The organism is Flavobacterium ovatum (genome assembly GCF_040703125.1).
Taxonomy (GTDB): domain Bacteria; phylum Bacteroidota; class Bacteroidia; order Flavobacteriales; family Flavobacteriaceae; genus Flavobacterium; species Flavobacterium ovatum.
Window position 1 is genome coordinate 1,951,428 of the sequence record NZ_CP160035.1, and the last position, 20,355, is coordinate 1,971,782.

Genomic DNA, 20,355 nt, shown 5'->3' on the forward strand with positions numbered 1-20,355 from the left:
AAAGCGAATGCTATGCCCCAAATTGAACATAACGTTTAATTTGGGGCTAATTTTTTTATAACCGAATACCAGGAGGTAGTAATTCTTTGTATTCTGGGTTTTTCTTGAAGAAAACGACGATTTCGGGTAAAATTGGAACTACTTTTAATTTTCGTTCAATGGCGATTGCCATAATATCGGTTAGAAATTGATAGATGAATGCTTTGTTTTCAAAATCATCCGGAGTATTGATTTTAGTTAAAAATATTTTTCGTTCTTGAAACGAATACTCTACGGTCACTAAACCTTCTTCTACCGTTGTTTCAAATTGTCTAGCAAAAGTATTGTCTTTAATTTCTAAGGTACTTAAATGTTCCATTGATGCATGAATATTATAGTTAGTATTTTAAAATGCTTTTGTAGCAGGTTTGAGTATGAATTTTGGCATTGTACAAATAAAGCGGAATTCAATTTAAATCAACCAAAGTGGTCTTTAGTACTAAAAAAAACTCTTGTAGAAAGAGTGAAATTGAATTTAGATTCCGATAGAAACAAAGTTAGTAAATTGATTCTCAATGAGCAACGTTTTTAATATATTTAACAGAGCAGTGTCTTTTAATATTTTTGAAAAATCATACTACTTTAAACGAATTTTCTCTAACAGGATTTACCTGATACTTATTGTGATTTAGATTGAAACAAAAAGTATTCATAAAATAAGAGGAAACGGTTTCATGGTACTTTTAAAAAAGGTATTTTTATAGATCGAAAGATGTTTTATAATAGCCATCAGTTTTATGAGTAAAGTTCCCGTTTATTTTATGCCCGGTTTAGCGGCAAGTGCTTTGATTTTTGAACGGATTGCACTTTCCGAAGAAATTTTTGAAGTGATACTTTTAGAATGGGAAATTCCATTGGAGAAAGAATCTTTGTCCGATTACGCTTTTCGAATAACTCAAAAAATAAAACATCCTAATCCTGTTTTAATAGGGGTTTCCTTCGGTGGAATCTTAGTGCAAGAAATGGCCTTGCATATTAAGGTTCGAAAAATTATTATTATTTCGAGTGTCAAAAGCAACCAAGAGTTTCCTTCCCGATTTAAGTTGGCCAAAACAACTAAGGCTTACAAACTGATTCCGATGAATTTAATTTTGAATCTCGAAAACTTAGCTCGTTTTTCTTTTGGCGAAAAAATAAATCAACGTTTGAAGTTGTATGAAAAATTTCTTTCTGTTCGAGATATTCGCTATTTGGAATGGGCGGTAGAGCAAGTAATATTATGGAACAGAACCAAACCTGTCGACGGAATTATTCACATTCACGGCGATGCAGACGATGTTTTTCCGATTAGGAACATCAAAGACTGCATTACCCTAAAAGGAGCAACACACATCTTGATTTTAAGTAAGTACAAATGGTTGAATGAGAATTTGCCGAGATTGATAATGAAAGATTAAGAACTTTTTAATGTCTTTTTTTTATAGTAAAGTATTGTGAATACCTATGAATACTGAAATTCTATTAGTATTGCCCAAAGATAAATCTTCAATAGAACTATGACTTATACTCATCCCTCTTGTAATTTGATTAAGAGAATATTTTATAATGTCGTTTACCTCATATTTTGTGTAGGTACGGATTCCACTAGAAATACATAGCAATGAGGTCCCGAGATTCGAAGGGTCATTTTTTATAAAATCAGGTAAATTAAATACTGGAATAATGGCTTCCATCGCGCTATCTTGACCTGATGTAATAGTTGTTTTCATAAAGGCAGTACGGCAATTTTTGAACAGTTCTCTAAAACTTTCGAAATCAAAACTACTATTTCGATAATGCGTAATTGTAGCATCGCCAGAGGGTATTTCTTTAAAGCCAAAATCACCAAAATTGGAATCTTCACTTATTAGAAGCAAAGTTTTGTACTGGTTGCGAACAGCTTCCATTTCTGCTATAAATTGTTCTCGCTTATTTGTATTGTCAAACTGATTGGGTACAACCAAACAACCAATTGTTAGACTTTCTTGACTATTAAAGATTCTCATAGAAATAATTTTATTGGCAGTTTTTTCAACAAAAAGGTCTGCACAGTCGGCATCAAAAGGAAGTGAATTGATATCGATTAATTTACCTTTCTCCCATTTTTCTTGAGCTTTATTAAATGCTTCAAATCTTGCCTTAGCTTGAGCTGTTTGAGTGTTTTTCATAATTTGTTGTTGATTGTTGTAACTATTTTTTTTTATCGAAATTTCAAATTCTTTGATGTTACTATTGAAATTGCAAGTGCATTACCAAGATTTTCGTCTTCGCTTACCATCATTGTAATATTGGCATCGTAACCCGATTTTTCTTGAATATAGTCGTTGATAATTCCAACTTCATCAATGCTTAATTCGGTGGAATAGCAAGATATATGCAAAAAGATATTTTTATGGAGATTCACTAAAAGTGGTAAAAGTGCCAATTCAATCGCCTTTGAAGCTCTTGCATTTCCTGAGGCAATGGCAAAGCCAATTAAAGCTTGTTCTGGGTTTTCTATTGCCGTTTTTGTTTTAGCTAAGAGTTTGCTGTTATTGAGTAGTTCTTTTATAAATGAATGATGTATGTCTATAAGATATTCTTCGTAATTGCTTTTCAAATCAATTTCCAAAATCATTGAAGCGGACAATTCACTTTTAGTTTGCTGGTTGCTTTTGTTCATCTTGTTTTTTTAAAAGACAAAGAAAGCAAGGTAGTATGCCAAAGTGCGGCGGTTTAAAATTTTATTTTATCTCAAAAGCATTTTGATATGTAATTATGGTGTCATTTTTAATAAAATTTAAATTTTGGTTTTGATATTTTATATGGGCTACCAATTGATGGTTATTGAATTCAGACATATTAAAGGTAAAATCGTCTATACTCAATTGCTGAGAAGTGATTTCGAGTTGATTTGAACTTATTAATCCAATCGTTTTTTGAACTACATAAATTCCATTTTCTAATGTATTGGTTAAAAAATTATGATTCTTCTCCACTTTAAATAAAGGAAACAACAACATTTCATTAAACAATTCCTGAGATTGAATTTTCAATACTTTTCGGCGATTAAACCATATTTCGATAAGACTTTTTGGAGTGTTGACCATTCCGCTGACTACATTAGCATTGATATCCGATAGTTCTTTATATCTTCTATCTTTTAAACCATAATAAAAAAATGGATCTAAAAGTAAATCAGTAAGAAGGATGTTTTTTCTAGTCGCAATGGAGTTCCAATGATGATAAGTTTCTGATTCCAATTGCAGTTGCCGAATTTCTATTCCTTCACCGAAAGTATTTATTTTTATTTTAGGCATACTTTTATTTTATTGAAATCAAAAAGCACGAGGTTAGTTTTGAAATAACACTAAAACGGCACACTTTTGAGGTGTGCCGTTTGTAAAATTAATGAGAGAAAATAACTTTAACTTTTCTCTGTTTTAATTTCTTTTACAACTTCTATAAGCTGGTTAATTTTAATCACAATTTCATTAACATTGTTTTCTTCTAATACCTCTTCCCACTTAAGATTATTGAAGTTTTTGTCAAATTCCGCATCCCTTTTAACCCAATTTGTTTGACTATCATTTATTTCTCTTATGCTTTGTCTTATCTCACCATCATCAGAATTAACATCTATTCCCAATTCTAAATTAAAATTATTATTAAAAAAAAGTAAAACTCCAATCTTGAAATCAGTATTTTTAGAAAACCACATTCCTGACTCATATTTACCATATGGCACTGTATCATCATAATTTTCGCTTGTTAAATCTTTTCCTATTTTGTCTTTTATTTTACTAATAAGTCTTTTGCAAATTTCCAATTTAATTTTTTCAGTCCCAATCCCAGTAATTGTCAAAGCACTTTCTAAATTTTGGGGATTATTTAAAATTTTATCTAAAATCTCATTTTCCATGTTTTGGTGTGTTGTTTGATTTGTTAATTTTTTTATTAGATAAATATATTGTTTTATTGCTTCCCTAAGCATTGGATGATTTACAGCTTCTTTTAAACAAAATTCAAGCCAATCAACAATTTGTTCTTTATACGAAATAGATATATAATCTTTTTGATTATTGTCTACTTCTGATGCTGTATTTGAATCATATCCAGTCAAAGTTAAAAATAAAATCTTTGCTTGTGGATAAGCATTTCTATACCTAATTAGTTGATTTTCTTGTTCATAAGCATCAATTTTATTTTCTATTAGTATTACGTTTCCTTTAGCGTCTTTTATCACTATGTCAACTCTTCCTCCTTTAGTTTTGTCTTCATTAATTACAGAAATATATTCTTCGGTAATAGCATTTGCAGAAGCTGTTTCAAACTCATTTAAATTATCTCCACAAACTTCTTTTATAAAAAGTTTTAAAAACAAATCTTTCAAACCGTGACTTCCTTTAGGATTTAATAATTCGCCCAAAAATGCAGAATGGGTTTTTACTTCTCTTCTTTCCATTGAAAGAATTGAAAAAATATTAAAATTTTCTCCTGTAATCATAGCGATTTCATCATACTTCTTTTGAATGATTGAAACCTGTTGTAATAAATTAGTTATTTCTGTCATAATTATTATTTATCTAAAAACATTTTAAAAAGCTCCCCACAAGCCCTAGCATCGCTCAAGGCCTCGTGATGATTTAATTCTATCTCAAATTTTTCGCACAAGTCATCAAATTTAACTTATAAATCTTATAAAAATTAATCTATTTTTGTTTTTTATAACCATTCCATATTGCATCAATCAATTGCTATAAAAGAAGAAATGCAAAGTCAAATTTTTAAATTATTTAATATTTTATAAATTGATAAACGACTTTTATTTCAAACCAAATTAATTCAAGTAAACTCAAGTTCTACCTAGTAAATTCAGTATGTACCTAAAGTTGATGAAATCATTAATAATGTTTGAAAATCCCTATGGATTGAGATTCAATATTCTCTTCAAAACATTTTAACAGGAGTGTAGAGTCAGAATTTATTTAATTTCCCAATTTACTTCACCTAAATCAACAACTCCATTCATTTCAATTTCTACCCAAGAAGAAAGGTTTCCTTCAACACATTTTAAACGAAATTCAAAACCCGAAAAAGTTTCATTATTAATATTCAAAGTTGTCCCCTTTTGTAAATGACTTGTCATTATATCATGCTGTTCATCTGAAAGTTCAATTATTATTTGTTTCATATTACTGTTTATTAAAACTTAATTTATATAATTCTTCAATCGCTCTAATTCCATTTTGTTTTATTTTTCGGGCACCAATACCAGCAAAATCCCTTTTTGTTATTTTCGGAGCAGTTTTTAAGGTATAGAATTTTGCTTTAGTATACGACCATTTAAACCAAGTGTTTTGCTCCTGGTCAAATACAAAAACCTCCTTTTTTGTATCAATTGCCATTTGAATTGCCCAACCTGTACCGCCTGAAACACATTCTACTCCAGATTTAAAAATGATTTTACTTACTGCGAAAATCTGTTTGGCATTTTTGATTTGTTGCCAATTTCTTGACAGTAAATTCAAGTGTTTATGAAATGTTTTTCGCTTTAATGTTTTTTGGGCAATTTCGACTTTTTGAACACCTTTAAGGAAATCTAATTCACTAATTTCAACTTTGTTTTTACTCTTGTGATAGGGTGTTTTATAGGAATAAGCCATTGTTTTTACACCATATAATTCTCCAATTGCTTCAAAAAAAGTATCAGCTCCAATTGCTCCGCCAGAATGACAAATAATTTGTTTTTGCTGTTTGTTTTTATTGTCCATTAAACTCATAATATTAAACTCATTTAAGCTACAAATATATTTTTAGAGAGTGCCATTCTATGACGTTTTAAAAAATAATTACAATTAATCTGTACATTCAAAATTGAAATTTATAAATACATATTTCTCTGTCTTTCTGCTTAAAGTCATATTTGGAAATTTATTTTTGGGATCTACCATTTTTTTTAAATCTACATCTGATAAATGTGTTACATCATCTTTGTAAAATATGACACTTTGCGCTGAAATATGATTCCAAATCCAGGACTCATATACAACTTCATAATTATCTAAAAAACCGGGTATTGAAAAGACTGTTTTTGTCTCCGAATCTGTTGGAATGTCTTTAAATTTTGTCATAACTACTTTTATGGTTTATATTATAACACAAAATTAAAAACCAATAACGCCATTTTGTGACGCTATCGGGTCTTTTTTATAAAATTAAAATTCTTTAATCTTAGATTTTATTTAGTTATTTGCTGAGTGTTTTTCAAATTTTTGCTTGAATTCATCACTATTTAAGTAGTCAGAAATTTTTTTAAAAAGATGTTCGTTATTAAATACATACTCAAGAATTTTTTCTGAATATTCATTAATCAATTTTTTCTTTTCCTCTACTGATAACATTTTTAAAATTTCACCATCATTGTTGAAATTTGCATACGACATACTTGAATATATTACTGAATTTTTAGCTGATTTTAAATTGTCTAATCCTAGAATTTCATTAATTTCCTTTCCAGTAAACTCTTTTATATTATCTAAGTTAATCTCTCGATTAATAATAATTCCACAAAGAGTTTCAAAAGTATTTATATTATATCTGAAATAGAAATAACATTTATCTGTTGCTGCTTTAGAATAAATTAACAAATAGCGAAATTGATTTTGAAACGAAAATGTATCTGTTTTTACTTCCCATCCTTCGTTTTTAATTTTACCGTCATTTTTTAATTCTCTTTCGAGATCATTCCAAAAACTTTCTAAAACTTCCTGTTTTACCTTATTGAAGTTATTATGGATTTCTTTTGCTGCTAAATAATTTGCTTTAATAATTTCTTTTATTTCTGCTGCCATTTGATTGTTAGTTGTTTGATGGGTTAATTTTTTTAATAAATAAATATATTGCTGAATTACTTCTCTGAGCATCGGGAATTTTACAGCTTCTTTTAGACATTTTTCAAGCCATTCAATAATATCTTTTTTATATGAAATCAAAAAATAGGTTTCATTTAGCGTCATTTTTTCTCCAACAGATGATGGAGGATTTCCATTCAGTGTTAAAAATAAAATTGGAGCATCTGGATATTTATTGTTATATCTTAGTAATTGATTTTCTTGCTCGCCAGCGTAGATTTTATTTTCAATTAAAATTGCTTTGTTTGCTTTATCTTTTATTACAATATCTATTCTCCCGCCTTCCGTTTTATCTTCATTTATAATACCCGCGTGTTCCTCAACTATTGAATGTGAATTTTTAGTATCTAAACTAAATTTAGAATTAAGATCAATTGGGTTTTCGACATTATTCAATCCAGATGTAATTTGTTCAATAAACAATTTCAATGGAACTTCATCTAAACCGTGACTTCCTTTAGGATTTAGCAATTCTCCAATTATGGCTGAATGTGTTTTTACTTCATTGCTTTCCATTCCCATAACAGAAAAAATATTGAAATTTTCTCCAGTTATTTTCGCTAATTTTTCATAATTATTTAACAAAGAATTAGTTTGTGAAAGCAGTATTTTTAAATTATTCATATTTTAATCTTGATTTTTGTTTGGTTAAATATTAATAGCTATTACTTAAATAGTTCTAATCAAAGAACCACTTTCTTTTCTCACTTCTGTTTTACCTTTATCGGTAGTCACTAAAATTTCGCTACCACTAAATTTTGCTCTCAAGGCGTGACTACTTGTTATAGTTCTAATTAATGATCCTGATTCTTTGCGTAGTTCTACTTTTCCTTTATCTGTAGTTACTAAAATCAAAGAACCATCATTGTTGATGTCCGCATCAACGGCGCCACTACTTACAATTGTTCTAATAAGAGACCCCGTATTTTTGCGAAGTTCTACTTTACTGCCATTTAATTTTACAATATTCATATATCTATTATTTAAGGTTACTTGTTTGGATTTTAAAATTCTTCGTCATAAAGATTATTTTTAATGTTACAATTTATATTTTGTAGAATGTCGTCTTTTGTAGAAATAAAATCGGGCCAAAAAGTATTAGAATAAAAAAACTTTATTTCCAAAACATCTTCTTTTTCCAAACACAAATAATCAGTATACATTTCATATCGTTCCCAAGTAAAATAATCTTCATCATATTCGGGTTTTGTTTTACCTAGTTCTCTTTTTTCAAAAGGAAATCCTTGTACTTGATAGTCTTTAGACTCACAATAGTTTGAGATTAGTTCTTGAATATACACTTCATGTATTCCAGCTACTTTTTCACCATCGAATGATGAATCAGTTGCTTTCCAAAGAGGATATGTACTACGTATTTCTCGTTTAATTTCTTCAATTGTCATAATTGGTTTTGTTATATATTGAATTAAAAATGTAAAAACATTCCATTTATTGATACAATTTCCCCATCTCGGCAATCCTATTTTTTACTTCATTTTGCAAAAAAATTGGTTCAATAACTTTTACTTCTGCACCCAATTTTAGAATCTCCATGATAATGTCATGGGTAGGATGGATAAAAATGGCTAATAAAACCCGTTCTTCATTTTCTTCTAAAATATGTTGGGAATCGTGCAAGGGAAAACTTTTGGCGTAATTGCCTTGTACTTTTGTAAATTCCAAAACTATTTTTGTGGCAGGTTCATACGTTTCAACTCCAAAAGCGTCTTTGAATTCTTTTTCGACATTGTAAGGAATGGGTTTGAACTTGGTATCCGTAACAATCAAATTTGAAATTCGGTCCATTCCAAAAGTTTTAATTACTTCATCTTTTTTATCAAGAGCTACTAAGTACCATCGTTGTTGTGATTCTTTGATGGCAATTGGCTTTACGATACGTTGGGTTGTGAAATCTTCCCAGTGTTTTTGATGGGTGAATTTTAAAATGAAATTGTTTTGGATTGCATGTATAATGCCGTGAATATGCTCTGTTCCTAACGATTTTCGTTTTTCTAGGAATACGCTTGGAGATAATTTGTTACCTTCCTGCAAAGCATGATGAATAGAAAACGCATCAATCATGCGGGTTACCGATTGGTCTTCGATTTCGTCTTCGTCAATAAAATAGGTTTTGTCTTTGCGATCGTATTGAATTACAATTCCGAAAAGTGCATCTATGTCGCTTTTATCCCGCTCAAATGTTCTGATGGCGTACTCAAAATCAGTGTCAACTTCGTCTTTTTGAAGTTTGTCAATCACATATTTTTGTAAACTTGCAAAATTTGAAGGTAGACTTCTTAAACGGTCCACCACATACAAATACCTTTTGAAATAGATTAATTTTGACATCTTAATTGGATTAATTTTGTCAAAGATAAATCTTTAGTCTGCCAATATATGACGGTCTAATAAAAATTAAGTACTATTTTACTTCCACTTAATTCCACACCCAATACTAGGTTTTTGGTTGGGATTCATAACACGGTTGTATAAAACGCTGTCAATTGCACCGCGTAAATCATTGCCGCTTATTGAAATTCCGTTTCCGGGTCTGCTGTCATCCATTTGACCACGATAAACCAACAGATCTTGTTGGTCAAACAAATAAAAATCAGGAGTACAAGCCGCTTGATAGGCTTTGGCTGCTTCTTGTGTCGGATCAAATAGATAGGGGAATTCAAAACTATTTTCAAATGCGTATTCGGTCATTAACTCTGGTCCGTCTTGAGGGAAATTAATACTATCATTGCTAGAAATTGCAACGATTCCGAGACCTTGAACTCGATAATCATTGGCTATGCGAACAACCTCTTCTATAACATGATGCACAAAAGGACAATGGTTGCAGATGAACATAACGAGCGTTCCTTTTTCACCTTTACAATCACTAAAATTGAAATTTTTAGTTTCAGAAGTTCTATCGTTTAGGTAAAAGTCAGGAGCTTTAGTCCCTAATGCGAGCATGTTTGATTCGATTCGAGCCATGGTAGAATTGTTTTAGAGTTTAAAGTTATAAAAAATGCCTTGTTTTATGCGGTTAAAAAAGTAAATTTAAATTAAAATATAGAAAAGATGATTAGTTGGCAAGATTTTGAAAAAGTAGCCATGCATGTGGGAACTATTTTAGAAGCAAATGATTTTCGGGAAGCGAAAAATTCCGCCTATCAATTGATAATTGATTTTGGCAACGAAATCGGAATTCTAAAATCGTCTGCGCAAATAACTAAGCGCTATACAAAAGAAGCATTAGTAGGTCGTCAAATTGTAGCTGTTGTGAACTTTCCTAAGAAACAAATAGGAAAGTTTCTGAGCGACTGCTTGGTGCTTGGAGCCGTGGGTGATGCTGGCGATATAGTATTGCTGGCTCCAGATGTGAAAATCGAAAATGGATTGAGAATTGGATAACTATAAGTTTTCTACAAAGGACTTTAAGTAATCTTGTCCTTCTTCCCAAATACCAAGATTAGATTCGCTATTGATATGTCCTTTAGGTCCAATAGTTGTAAATTGACTTCCCCAGCTTTTGGATAAGAATTCAGCTCGTTCTGTACTTACATATGGATCATTAGTACTTGTAATTACCAGGGATGGAAATGTTAATTTATTAAAAGGTATAGGGGCGAAATTCCAAAGGATATCTGGAGTATGTTCCGAAGAGTCAACGTCAGCGGGTGCTACTAATAAAGCACCTACAATATTTTTATTTTGAAATTGATTGGCCCATAGTGTTATCAAAATAGCGCCTAAACTATGGCCAACTAGTATTGTAGGCTGTTGGAGCTCCTGAATAGATTCGTTTAATTTTGCTAACCATTTGTCAAGTATTGGTTTTTCCCAATCTTCTTGTTCAACCATATTTGAGTTGGGATATTTTTTATGCCAAAGTCGTTGCCAATGATTGACTCCAGAGCCTCCAAGTCCTGGAATGATAAGAAGATGTGGTTGCATATTTAGAAGTTTTAACATTGAAAATAATTAGCGAATTCGTTTCCAACAAAAATAAGGAATACTTTTTTGAGAGTTTATAGAATTGGAATAAAAAACGAATGCTTTTTCAGTGCTATAATTAAAAGTAATATTTTAAATTTACAATCTGATGCACATAAACATTGTAAGTACAATTGTTTGCTTTATCTAAACCACCATTCATGAAGAATACTATAGCTGAACGTATATATGATTTTATAAAAGATTATCCACCTTTTAATTTAATTTCAAAACAAACACTTTTGGAGATTGCTAAAAGTGTTGAAATTCAGTATTTTGAAAAAGATACAATTATCTTCAATCAAGACGATATTCCACACGAACATTTTTATATTATCAATCAAGGCTCAATTCGTTTGTATCGATTTGTAAATAATGAAAAGCAAAATTTAGATATTTGCGATGAAGGAGATTTGTTTGGTTTACGTCCGTTGATTATGAATGAAAATTACCTCATGGGAGCTTCCGCAAATGAAGAGGTGATTTTATATGGAATTCCTATAAGTTTATTTCATGATATTATTGCGAATTACCCTAAAGTGAGTCAGTTTTTATTAGCGAGTTTTGCAACCAATACGCGTGATCCTTTTTCGGATAAACATAAAGGAAAATTGTTCGCAAATGTGGCCTCTGTTCAAAAAGTAGAAAATAGTTTTGCCGAAGTGCAATCCGCTAAATATACTAAGAATCCCGTTATGTGTACGGAGGAAATTAGCATTAAAGAAGCTTGCCAAATCATGAGTACAGCCAAAGTGAATTCGATTATTGTAGCAGATAATAAGATTCCAATGGGTATTATTACCGACAAAGATATTCGTATTAAAATAGGAACAGGTTTATTTTTAATTGAGGATAAAGTAAGTGCAATTATGACCTCACCAGTCATTACTTTTCCTGAAAAAATAACAGTTGCCGAAGCACAAATAGCCATTTTGAAGCATAAGGTTTCCCATATTTGTATTACAAAAGACGGAACAAACACTTCGGAATTAATAGGAGTTTTAGGAGATCACGATCTGAATATTATTCAAGGTAATAACCCGATTTTCTTGATTCGTGAAATTAAATATGCTAAAGATGTAGAAACGCTACGTTATATACGGGTACAGGCGTCAGAATTGACTAGTGGTTATTTGGAACAAGAAATCCCTATTTATTTTATTACTAAAGTCATTTCTGAAATCAATACTGCTATTACCAAAAGAATTATTAAGTTGAGTATTGCAGAAATGGGCGAGCAACCTCCAGTAGCTTACACTTGGTTAGCGATGGGAAGTCAAGGAAGAAAAGAGCAATTATTGATTACCGACCAAGATAATGCTTTAGTTTTTGAAAATGTACCAGAGGAGGATTATCCAAAAGTAAAAGAGTATTTCTTGAACCTGTCAACTAAGGTCACGGAAAAACTAAACACGGTAGGATTTGAGTATTGCCCTGCAAATATTATGGCGAGTAATCCAAAATGGTGTAACTCATTGAAGGAATGGAAAAAACAATTTAAAGATTGGGTGAATCACCCTACCTCTGATAAAATTTTATTAAGCATTATTTTCTTTGATTTTGAATATATTGACGGTGATAAAGATTTGTATAATCAGATGTCTGATAGTGTGTTTCGTTATATTAAGGATAAAGAAATATTCTTAAGTTTTTTGAGTAAAGCTACACTGAATAATCCTGCGCCATTAGGGTTTTTTAAGCAGTTTTTAGTAGAGCAAGATGGGGAGCACAAAGACCAATTTGATATTAAGAGTAGAGCCATTCGTCCGCTGGTAGATGCCGCTCGAATCTTTTCCTTACATCATAATCTCAAAATTAACAATACGATTGCACGGTATGAAAAACTGATGGAAGTAGAGCCTCAAAATCGTGACTTTTTTGAGTCTTGTGCCAATGCGTTTAAAATTTTATTACAATTTAGAACTCTACAAGGATTAGCCAATAATGATGGTGGTAAGTTTGTAGATATTAATAATTTAAGTAAAGCCGATCGGTTGAAATTAAAAAGTTGCTTCAAGCCGATTAAAAACATCCAAGAATCGCTTACAACCCGATTTAATGTAGCATTAATTCAATAGACTATGTTTAAAATTTTTAAAAGAAAAAATCATCCCGCTTTTTGGAAAAAACACATCGAAACTGTTCGGAACTGTAAGGGCTATAATAGTTTTGAAGATATACGTTTTGTAGTTTTGGATACTGAAACTACCGGTTTTGATTATGACAATGATCGTATTTTATGCATAGGCGCTGTTGCTATAAAAAATAATAAAATTCAGGTTTCGGATTCCTTTGAAGTATATATTAAGCAAGATATATTCAACAAAGAAACGGTTAAAATTCATGGTATTCGTAGAGATGGAACCGAAGTTAAAGTAAGTGAAGAAGAAGCACTTATTCAGTTTTTAGAATATCTGGATGATGCGATTATCGTGGCGCATCATACCAAATTTGATATCACAATGATGACCAAAGCGTTGCGTAGAATAGGAGGGGGAACTATTCGTTCAAAACAATTAGATACCAATTTTATCCATAAAAAATTAGCAGCTGGGGATCGTTTCAAAAAAATGTATTCACTGGATGAATTGTGTGCCATTTATAATGTCAAAAAACACGATCGTCACACTGCTTTGGGGGATGCTTTAATTACTGCTTATCTATTTTTGAAACTGACTTATAAATATAAGAAAAATAATGTTCTTGACATTGAAGGTTTGATTAAGACCAATTATCAGTTGTATTCTTGATTGTATTATCCCTATAAGAATATTTAGGATTTTAAATTAGTGCAATTTGTAATTTTTAAAAAACAATTGAATTCGAAAAAACGAATGTTGTTGTGTGCCAAATGCCCTAGCCCCGATATCCCCGAAGCGTCGGGAGCGGGAAATAGCTCCTAAATATTTTTAATTCTCTTAAACCATTTGTATATTTCAATCCAAAGAACTGATACACCGCTTACTAAAATACAAGTCAAAATGTGATTCCAATCTAGGGGGACTACTTTGAAGAAATTTGCGAATAGGGGAATATAAACTATCATGGCGAGTAGGATTAGGGTCAGACTATTCATGAAAACCATCATGTTGTTTTTGTTTTTTAAGGAAGCAAATACCGAGTAGTAAAACGAACGATTGACCAGTGATAAAATGATATTTGATAAAACTAAAGTGGTAAAGACCATCGTTCTTGTGAGGTTTTCAGTACCACCGTTTTGAACTGTTAGTTGGTACACAAATAGTACCCCCAGAGTGATAGCAAGTCCTTGTATTACACTTAATCCCATTTCTTTTAGTGATAAAAATGTTTTTCCAAGTTGTCTTGGGGGTTGCTTCATGCTGTTTTTTTCGGCAGGTTCATTTTCATATACAATCGAGCACATAGGTCCCATAATCATTTCGAGGAAAATCACATGAACAGGTGTGAAAATATCGGGATAAATCCATCCCAAAAATAACGGAAGTGAAACCGTTAGAATGATGGGGATGTGGATGGATACTATGTATTGTACTGCTTTTTTGATGTTGGTATAAATACGTCTTCCTGCGGCTACAGCGACAATCATTTTGGATAAATCATCATCGACTAGTATAATATCGGCGGCGCTTTTGGCAATTTCTGTGCCTTTTTTTCCCATGGCGATACCAATGTGAGCCGATTTTAAAGCGGGGCCATCATTGACTCCGTCGCCAATCATGGCAACGAGTTGGTGGTCTTTTTTGAGTGCGTTGATGACCGCCAATTTTGCTTCTGGAAACATGCGAGTAAACAAAACGTTGCTGTGGATGGACTTGATAAGTTGTGCATCATCCAATTTCATAATCGCCTCGCCTTCCATGACTTGATTGGTATTGGTTATTCCGGCACTTTTGGCAATAGATTGGGTTGTCGGACTATTGTCTCCCGTAATTACTTTAACCTGGATTCCGGCTTCATAAAATTGTTCAAAAACTTGTTGAATGTTTGGTTTGGGAGGATCGAAAAACACGACTAAACCCAAGAATTCGAAAGGTAAATCTTGTTGATCTTCGGGGAAATTATTGGATTCGAAACGAGATTGTGCGACTCCAAGAACGCGGTATCCTTCGGATGATAATTTAGTAATCGTATTTTGGATGGTTGTTTTATCGATCGTGTTGAGGTTGCTGACTTTTAAAATCGTTTCAGCTCCTCCTTTGGCGGCTATGATTCTTTGTTTTGTAGCATTTTCAAATACATGCGTCATCATTGGCGGTTTGCCTTCGAGCGGATATTCGTGAACGAAATTAAATTCTCTACGTTGGTCTGCAGTTGTGTTCGCTTCGTACACTTTGTGGAGTGTTTTTTCCATTGGGTCAAAAGGCACGGGTTCGCTCGCCCACATGGCAATTTCAATTACTTTTTGAGCTTCGGGAGTATTCCAGTTTTGTTTGTCGTACAATTGATTGGCTGCAAACGCATAGACTGATTGTAAAACCATTTTGTTCGCGGTGATGGTTCCCGTTTTATCGGTGCAGATTACCGTGGCACTTCCTAGGGTTTCTACAGTTCTGATTTTCTTGATGATGATTCCTTCTTTCATCAATCTCCAAGAACCTAACGCCATAAAAGTGGTAAAAGCGACCGGAATTTCTTCAGGCAAAATAGACATTGCCAATGTGAGTCCTTTTAGTAAACTATTGAGAATGTCATGCGTTTTATAAAAATAAACACCCCAAACCAACAGGAATACAATAATCCCGATGAGAGCCATTCCTTTGACAAAATTCTCGATTTGGAGTTGTAGTGGTGTCGGTTCTTCTTTTGCGTCTAAAAGAGCGGTTCCCAATTGCCCCATTTTGGTTTGGTTTCCAATAGCGGTAACGTGAAAAACAGCCAATCCAGTTGCGACCAATGTCCCGCTAAAAACGTTTTTGTTTTCTGTTTGATCCGATTTGAAAACGCTGTAGGCTTCTCCTGTAAGAGTGGATTCGTTGACCGAAAAGTCATTGCTGTGTACTATTTCGCCGTCGGCATTGACGGTGGTTCCTTCTTCGGCAATGACCAAGTCGTTGATAACAATGTCTTTGGTTGGTATTTTTATTGCCAGTCCATTACGGTAAACGGTACTGAGGGGTTCTGTCAATTTCTCTAAAGCCTCAATGGCTTTACGGCTGCGATTGTCTTGAAAAAAAGAAATACTCGAAACCGCTATGATAGCTGCTAACATGAAATAAGCTTCACTGTTTTCGCCCAAAACAAAATAAATGATTGTAACTGCTATTAATAATAGCAACATCGGTTCTTTTAGAATATCTATAATCGCGCTCCACCATTTGTATTGGGATTTATGGACTTGCTCGTTGGCTCCAAATTCTTTTCGAGATTGGAGTACTTCGGCATCAGTGAGTCCGATGATATGTTGCGGGATATTAATTTCTTTTGACATCTTTACCAAGGAATTGTATTACTCAAATATACCGATTTATTGGCGGTTCAGTTGTGTTTCAGTGGGCGGTGTTTGAAATTGATATTCAGACTAGATATAAATAAAAAGTAATGTATTACGATTTTTTTTAAACCATATAAGAAATATAAGAGTATAAAAGAATTGGATTGGAATCTTTTTTTGGAACGCAGATTTGAGAAATTAAAGAAATGAAAAAGGAGAAATTAGTGAAAATTGGTGCAATTTGTATCTGTTTTTAAATCAAAATAAATCAAAGTTTTTGGAACACTGATTAGAGAAATTTGAAAAATCTAAAAAAAGAAATAATCAAAATAAATCTGCATTAATCTGTGTTTATTTTATCCGCAAAGAATTAGTGCCAATTCGTGAAATTGCTTCACCTGTTCGCTTTCGCTCGGGTTGTGCCTAGTTTTTTAGTTCACTTAAATCTGTGTTATATTTAGCTGCCTGATGCACCACCATTTGTGGAAATGGAATCTCAATTCCTTCTTTGTCGAAAGCGATTTTTAATCTTTTTCGGAGTTCACCAGTGACTTCCCATTGTTTGCTACCAGTTGTTTCTCCTAATATTTTTACAATAATTGCAGAGTCAGCGAAATCATTAACACGCAAAAATTGCGGTGCTTTGAGAATATGTTCTTTTAATACGGGATCATTAGCAAGATCATTTCCTACTCGGTTGATGACATCTATTAAGTGATCTAAGTCAGTACTGTATCCTACCCCCATGTCAAGGTTGACTCTTGCAAAATCTTTAGATAGATTCGAAACTGTTTTTATTTCACCATGCGGAATGTGATGAACTGTTCCGTCAATATCTCTAAGTGTAGTTTTGCGTAAACTAATATTTTCTACAGAACCACCTAATGTGTCAAATTTCACAACATCTCCTATTCGATACTGGTTTTCTAGAATAATAAAAAGCCCTGTAATAACATCTCGAATAAGGTATTGACCACCAAAACCAAAAGCCAAACCTACAATTCCTGCCGCAGCAATAATAGGAGCAATTTCGATTCCAAATTCACTTAAGATCATTAATGAGCTTATAGTGATGATAACTATTTTGGAAGTGGTAGTGAAAATTTGAATTAAGGTGTTTTCTCTTTTTTCTTCAGCTTCCTTGCTTAGATGTTTCTCTGGGCGAACAGCAATCCGTACTGCTTTGGCTATGAATCGAACAAGGATTTTATGTATAATTAAAGCGCCGATTGCAATAAAAAGGACTTTAATTCCATTAGACATCGTCCATGCAATTGTTTTTTCGGCGTATAGATTTGCGTATTTTTCAAATATTTTAATGAGGTAATCTGTATTCATACTATTTTTTAAAAAGGATTATTTGATTATAAGAAATGCTACCTTATTTCTAGATTTTTGCAATTTAAAAATTTTTTAGCAGTCTCTCCAATGCCAGTTGTTTTTATTGTGTTAAAATCATTTATATTAACATTTTAAAAAAGCCTATTAAACAAAAAGTCCAAAAACGAACTCGTTTTTAGACTTTTTGTTTTTTGAATACTAAAAGAAAATCCGATTAAATATCGTCAAATTCAATATCCGTAAAAGTTGAAGTTTGTGGTAATACAGCTTCTTCAGTTGTTGCTTTACCCGTAATATATTCTTTTTTGAAATCTTTTTGATGTCTTTCAGAGATTACCTCTTCGCCTTTGTGGTTCAAGACATACGAAGTCATTTCTTCAAGAATTTCAGAGAAAGCGGTAAAATCCTCTTTGTATAAATATATTTTGTGTTTTTTGAAGTGAAAAGAACCATCTTCTTCAGTGAACTTTTTACTTTCGGTAATCGTTATATAGTAATCGTCGGCTTTAGTTGCTCTTACATCAAAGAAATAAGTTCTTCTCCCAGCACGTAAAACTTTAGAAAAAATTTCTTCTTTTTCTAACATATCATTTTCTCTCATAATCCTTTCTGACAATTTATGGTTATTAAATCGTAACCAAAAATCCTAAAAAAATAGTTATTAAACAACAATTAAAGCAATTCTTTTTCCGAAAGTTGCTTTAAGTACAAGGATGCATAGTAGCCCTCTTCATTTATCAACTGGTTATGAGAACCTTGTTGAATAATTTTACCTTCATCGATTATTATTATTTTGTCGGCATTTTTGGCTGAGGATATTCTGTGGCTTACAATAATAGTAGTTTTGTCTTTACAGATTTCAAAAAGGTTATTCAAAATCTTTTCCTCGGTTTCAGTATCCACTGCTGATAAACAGTCGTCCAAAAGTAAAATAGGAGGGTTTTTTATAATCGCTCTAGCGATAGAAACCCTTTGTTTTTGACCGCCCGAAAGGGTGATCCCTCGTTCTCCCAATACGGTGTCATATTTGTTTTTGAAACCTAAAATATTTTTGTGAACCACAGCGTTTTTGGCCGCTTGATAGACTTCTTCATCCGTTGCGTCTTCTTTCCCAAATTTGATATTGTTTTTTATCGAATCCGAGAACAGAAAAGCATCTTGCGGTACAATCCCAATGCTGTTGCGCAAATCATACAAATTCAAACTGCTAATTTCTTGACCATCTATCTCAATTTCGCCTTTACTCACATCATAAATACGCGAAATCAAAGACAAAATAGTCGATTTTCCAGATCCTGTTTTTCCTAAAATCGCCAGAGTTTCCCCTTTATTGACCGTAAAACTAATGTTTTGCAAAGCCACAATATTCGTGTCTTCATAAGTATAAGTCACATTTTTAAAAGCAATAGCCCCTTCAATAACAGAATGTTCCGGATTAGTATTCGTGATTTCGGGTTCAATTTTCAAGAACTCGTTCAATCGTTTTTGCGACGCTTCCGCCTCTTGAACCATCGACGAAACCCAACCCAACGAAGCCACCGGCCAAGTCAACATATTGACATATAAGATAAATTCGGCAATCGTTCCAATGCTTTTTATCGTTCCTTCAATATACATCAAACCACCAAAATAAATAACCACCAAGTTACTAATCCCAATAAGCGCCATCATCAAAGGCCCAAACAACGATTGCACTCGTGCCAAATCCAAGCTCTTGCTCTTACTCTCATGAGCCAAATCGACCATGTTATTTTGGTGTTGATTTTCTAGCGAGTACGCTTTAATCACACGTACTCCCGAGAATATTTCTTGAGAAAAACTCGAAACTTTAGACAAATATTGCTGAAAAACAGTACTGCGTTTGTTGATTTCAGTACTCAGTTTGAAAATTGCATAAGATAATAATGGTAAAGGCAATAGCGTATATAGCGTCAATCGCGGCGATACATTATACATATACAAAATCACGATGGCAAATCGAAAAATGGTGTTGATAGTGTACATCACCGCAGGCCCAACATACATCCGCACTTTGGAAACATCCTCGCTTATGCGGTTCATCAAATCGCCCGTTCTATTCTTTTTATAAAAGTTTTGTGTCAGATTTTCGTATTGTTTAAACACCTCGTTTTTCAGGTCAAATTCAACATGACGAGACATCACAATCAAGGTTTGACGCATCAAGAAAGTCAAGAAACCCGCAATGATAGTCGTGCCAATAATCAACAAAATATTATTGATTAACTCCGCTTGTAACACCGACGTAGGAATCGATTTATCCTTGGAGAAATTTTCGATGGCTTGAAACGATTTACTAATCAACTTGGGCGTAAACAGCGAAAATATCTGCGCTATAATGGTAAATACAATCCCCATCAAAAAACGGTATTTGTATTTGGAAAAGTATTTATTTAGATAACCTAATTCTTTCATGAGTAAGCAATAACTAGTGAGTTTGGGTACAGGAAACGGATTTCTTTAAAAGCCGTTCAAAGTGCAAAGATAACCGTTTCAAGATAATTAATTGTTAAAGTAAAGTTGTAATACAGCTATAGATTCCCAGATTAAAAATAGTTCTTTGGGCGTGCCAGCAATGACAAAAGGGGCAAATTTAGTTTGCTGTCAATTGCCCCTTTTGTCATTGCCGTCGGGCTTTCGGCTATATCTCTCCGTTTCACTACGAGGATACCGCCTCAATCCCTC

22 protein-coding genes are annotated in these 20,355 nt (G+C 32.7%); 4 read left to right on the forward strand and 18 right to left on the reverse strand.

Annotation, left to right across the window (positions count from 1 at the left end; all coding sequences use genetic code 11):
* Positions 1 to 55: 55 nt before the first annotated feature.
* Positions 56 to 358 (reverse strand): N-acetyltransferase, encoded by a 303-nt coding sequence (locus tag ABZP37_RS08295; RefSeq protein WP_366187213.1) that lies wholly within the window; start codon positions 356 to 358, stop codon positions 56 to 58.
* Between the two features lie 418 nt (positions 359 to 776).
* On the opposite strand from ABZP37_RS08295, the gene ABZP37_RS08300 reads away from it, so the two are divergent.
* Positions 777 to 1,436, forward strand: a complete 660-nt coding sequence (locus ABZP37_RS08300) for an alpha/beta hydrolase (protein WP_366187215.1) — start codon at positions 777 to 779, stop codon at positions 1,434 to 1,436.
* A 21-nt stretch (positions 1,437 to 1,457) separates the two neighbouring features.
* Here the strand turns inward: ABZP37_RS08300 and ABZP37_RS08305 are convergent, their stop codons facing one another.
* From ABZP37_RS08305 to ABZP37_RS08360, 12 genes are all read right to left on the reverse strand, one after another.
* Positions 1,458 to 2,186: a hypothetical protein gene (locus ABZP37_RS08305; protein ID WP_366187217.1), complete on the reverse strand. Its 729-nt coding sequence runs from the start codon at positions 2,184 to 2,186 to the stop codon at positions 1,458 to 1,460.
* 32 nt (positions 2,187 to 2,218) lie between these two features.
* Entirely contained in the window at positions 2,219 to 2,680 is a 462-nt protein-coding gene (locus ABZP37_RS08310; RefSeq protein WP_366187219.1) for a hypothetical protein, read from the reverse strand.
* 61 nt (positions 2,681 to 2,741) lie between these two features.
* Positions 2,742 to 3,317 carry a hypothetical protein gene (locus ABZP37_RS08315; protein ID WP_366187221.1) on the reverse strand — a complete coding sequence of 192 codons (576 nt, stop codon included), beginning with the start codon at positions 3,315 to 3,317 and terminating at the stop codon, positions 2,742 to 2,744.
* A gap of 107 nt (positions 3,318 to 3,424) precedes the next feature.
* Complete coding sequence (locus ABZP37_RS08320) at positions 3,425 to 4,570, reverse strand: PD-(D/E)XK nuclease family protein (protein WP_366187223.1); 1,146 nt, start codon at positions 4,568 to 4,570, stop codon at positions 3,425 to 3,427.
* A 411-nt stretch (positions 4,571 to 4,981) separates the two neighbouring features.
* Positions 4,982 to 5,191: a hypothetical protein gene (locus ABZP37_RS08325; protein ID WP_366187224.1), complete on the reverse strand. Its 210-nt coding sequence runs from the start codon at positions 5,189 to 5,191 to the stop codon at positions 4,982 to 4,984.
* 1 nt (position 5,192) lies between these two features.
* Positions 5,193 to 5,780 carry a hypothetical protein gene (locus ABZP37_RS08330; RefSeq protein ID WP_366187226.1) on the reverse strand — a complete coding sequence of 196 codons (588 nt, stop codon included), beginning with the start codon at positions 5,778 to 5,780 and terminating at the stop codon, positions 5,193 to 5,195.
* A gap of 75 nt (positions 5,781 to 5,855) precedes the next feature.
* Positions 5,856 to 6,131: a hypothetical protein gene (locus tag ABZP37_RS08335; protein WP_366187227.1), complete on the reverse strand. Its 276-nt coding sequence runs from the start codon at positions 6,129 to 6,131 to the stop codon at positions 5,856 to 5,858.
* A 111-nt stretch (positions 6,132 to 6,242) separates the two neighbouring features.
* Positions 6,243 to 7,535 carry a PD-(D/E)XK nuclease family protein gene (locus ABZP37_RS08340; RefSeq protein WP_366187228.1) on the reverse strand — a complete coding sequence of 431 codons (1,293 nt, stop codon included), beginning with the start codon at positions 7,533 to 7,535 and terminating at the stop codon, positions 6,243 to 6,245.
* A gap of 45 nt (positions 7,536 to 7,580) precedes the next feature.
* A complete protein-coding gene (locus ABZP37_RS08345; RefSeq protein WP_366187229.1) occupies positions 7,581 to 7,883 on the reverse strand; it encodes a hypothetical protein in 303 nt (100 codons plus the stop codon).
* A gap of 32 nt (positions 7,884 to 7,915) precedes the next feature.
* Positions 7,916 to 8,314 (reverse strand): hypothetical protein, encoded by a 399-nt coding sequence (locus ABZP37_RS08350; protein WP_366187230.1) that lies wholly within the window; start codon positions 8,312 to 8,314, stop codon positions 7,916 to 7,918.
* Positions 8,315 to 8,360: 46 nt separating this feature from the next.
* On the reverse strand, positions 8,361 to 9,260 hold the full coding sequence (locus ABZP37_RS08355) for a WYL domain-containing protein (protein ID WP_366187231.1): 900 nt from the start codon (positions 9,258 to 9,260) through the stop codon (positions 8,361 to 8,363).
* Positions 9,261 to 9,338: 78 nt separating this feature from the next.
* A complete protein-coding gene (locus ABZP37_RS08360) occupies positions 9,339 to 9,896 on the reverse strand; it encodes a thioredoxin family protein (protein ID WP_366187232.1) in 558 nt (185 codons plus the stop codon).
* A gap of 87 nt (positions 9,897 to 9,983) precedes the next feature.
* On the opposite strand from ABZP37_RS08360, the gene ABZP37_RS08365 reads away from it, so the two are divergent.
* Positions 9,984 to 10,316 (forward strand): tRNA-binding protein, encoded by a 333-nt coding sequence (locus ABZP37_RS08365; protein ID WP_366187233.1) that lies wholly within the window; start codon positions 9,984 to 9,986, stop codon positions 10,314 to 10,316.
* Here the strand turns inward: ABZP37_RS08365 and ABZP37_RS08370 are convergent, their stop codons facing one another.
* On the reverse strand, positions 10,317 to 10,859 hold the full coding sequence (locus ABZP37_RS08370) for an alpha/beta hydrolase (RefSeq protein WP_366187235.1): 543 nt from the start codon (positions 10,857 to 10,859) through the stop codon (positions 10,317 to 10,319). It lies immediately after the preceding gene.
* Between the two features lie 200 nt (positions 10,860 to 11,059).
* Between ABZP37_RS08370 and ABZP37_RS08375 the strand changes: the two genes are divergently transcribed.
* Together ABZP37_RS08375 and ABZP37_RS08380 are read left to right on the forward strand one after the other, a co-directional pair.
* A complete protein-coding gene (locus tag ABZP37_RS08375; protein WP_366187237.1) occupies positions 11,060 to 12,976 on the forward strand; it encodes a DUF294 nucleotidyltransferase-like domain-containing protein in 1,917 nt (638 codons plus the stop codon).
* 3 nt (positions 12,977 to 12,979) lie between these two features.
* Positions 12,980 to 13,648, forward strand: coding sequence for a 3'-5' exonuclease (locus ABZP37_RS08380; RefSeq protein WP_366187238.1), 669 nt, complete (start codon positions 12,980 to 12,982; stop codon positions 13,646 to 13,648).
* A gap of 149 nt (positions 13,649 to 13,797) precedes the next feature.
* On the opposite strand, the gene ABZP37_RS08385 is transcribed toward ABZP37_RS08380, so the two are convergent.
* The 4 genes from ABZP37_RS08385 to ABZP37_RS08400 all read right to left on the reverse strand — a co-directional run bounded on the left by ABZP37_RS08385 (position 13,798) and on the right by ABZP37_RS08400 (position 20,085).
* Positions 13,798 to 16,308, reverse strand: coding sequence for a cation-translocating P-type ATPase (locus ABZP37_RS08385; protein WP_366187240.1), 2,511 nt, complete (start codon positions 16,306 to 16,308; stop codon positions 13,798 to 13,800).
* Between the two features lie 426 nt (positions 16,309 to 16,734).
* Positions 16,735 to 17,649, reverse strand: a complete 915-nt coding sequence (locus ABZP37_RS08390) for a mechanosensitive ion channel family protein (RefSeq protein WP_366187241.1) — start codon at positions 17,647 to 17,649, stop codon at positions 16,735 to 16,737.
* A 217-nt stretch (positions 17,650 to 17,866) separates the two neighbouring features.
* A complete protein-coding gene (locus ABZP37_RS08395; protein WP_366187242.1) occupies positions 17,867 to 18,253 on the reverse strand; it encodes a PUR family DNA/RNA-binding protein in 387 nt (128 codons plus the stop codon).
* A gap of 71 nt (positions 18,254 to 18,324) precedes the next feature.
* Entirely contained in the window at positions 18,325 to 20,085 is a 1,761-nt protein-coding gene (locus ABZP37_RS08400; protein ID WP_366187244.1) for an ABC transporter ATP-binding protein, read from the reverse strand.
* Between the last annotated feature and the right edge of the window lie 270 nt (positions 20,086 to 20,355).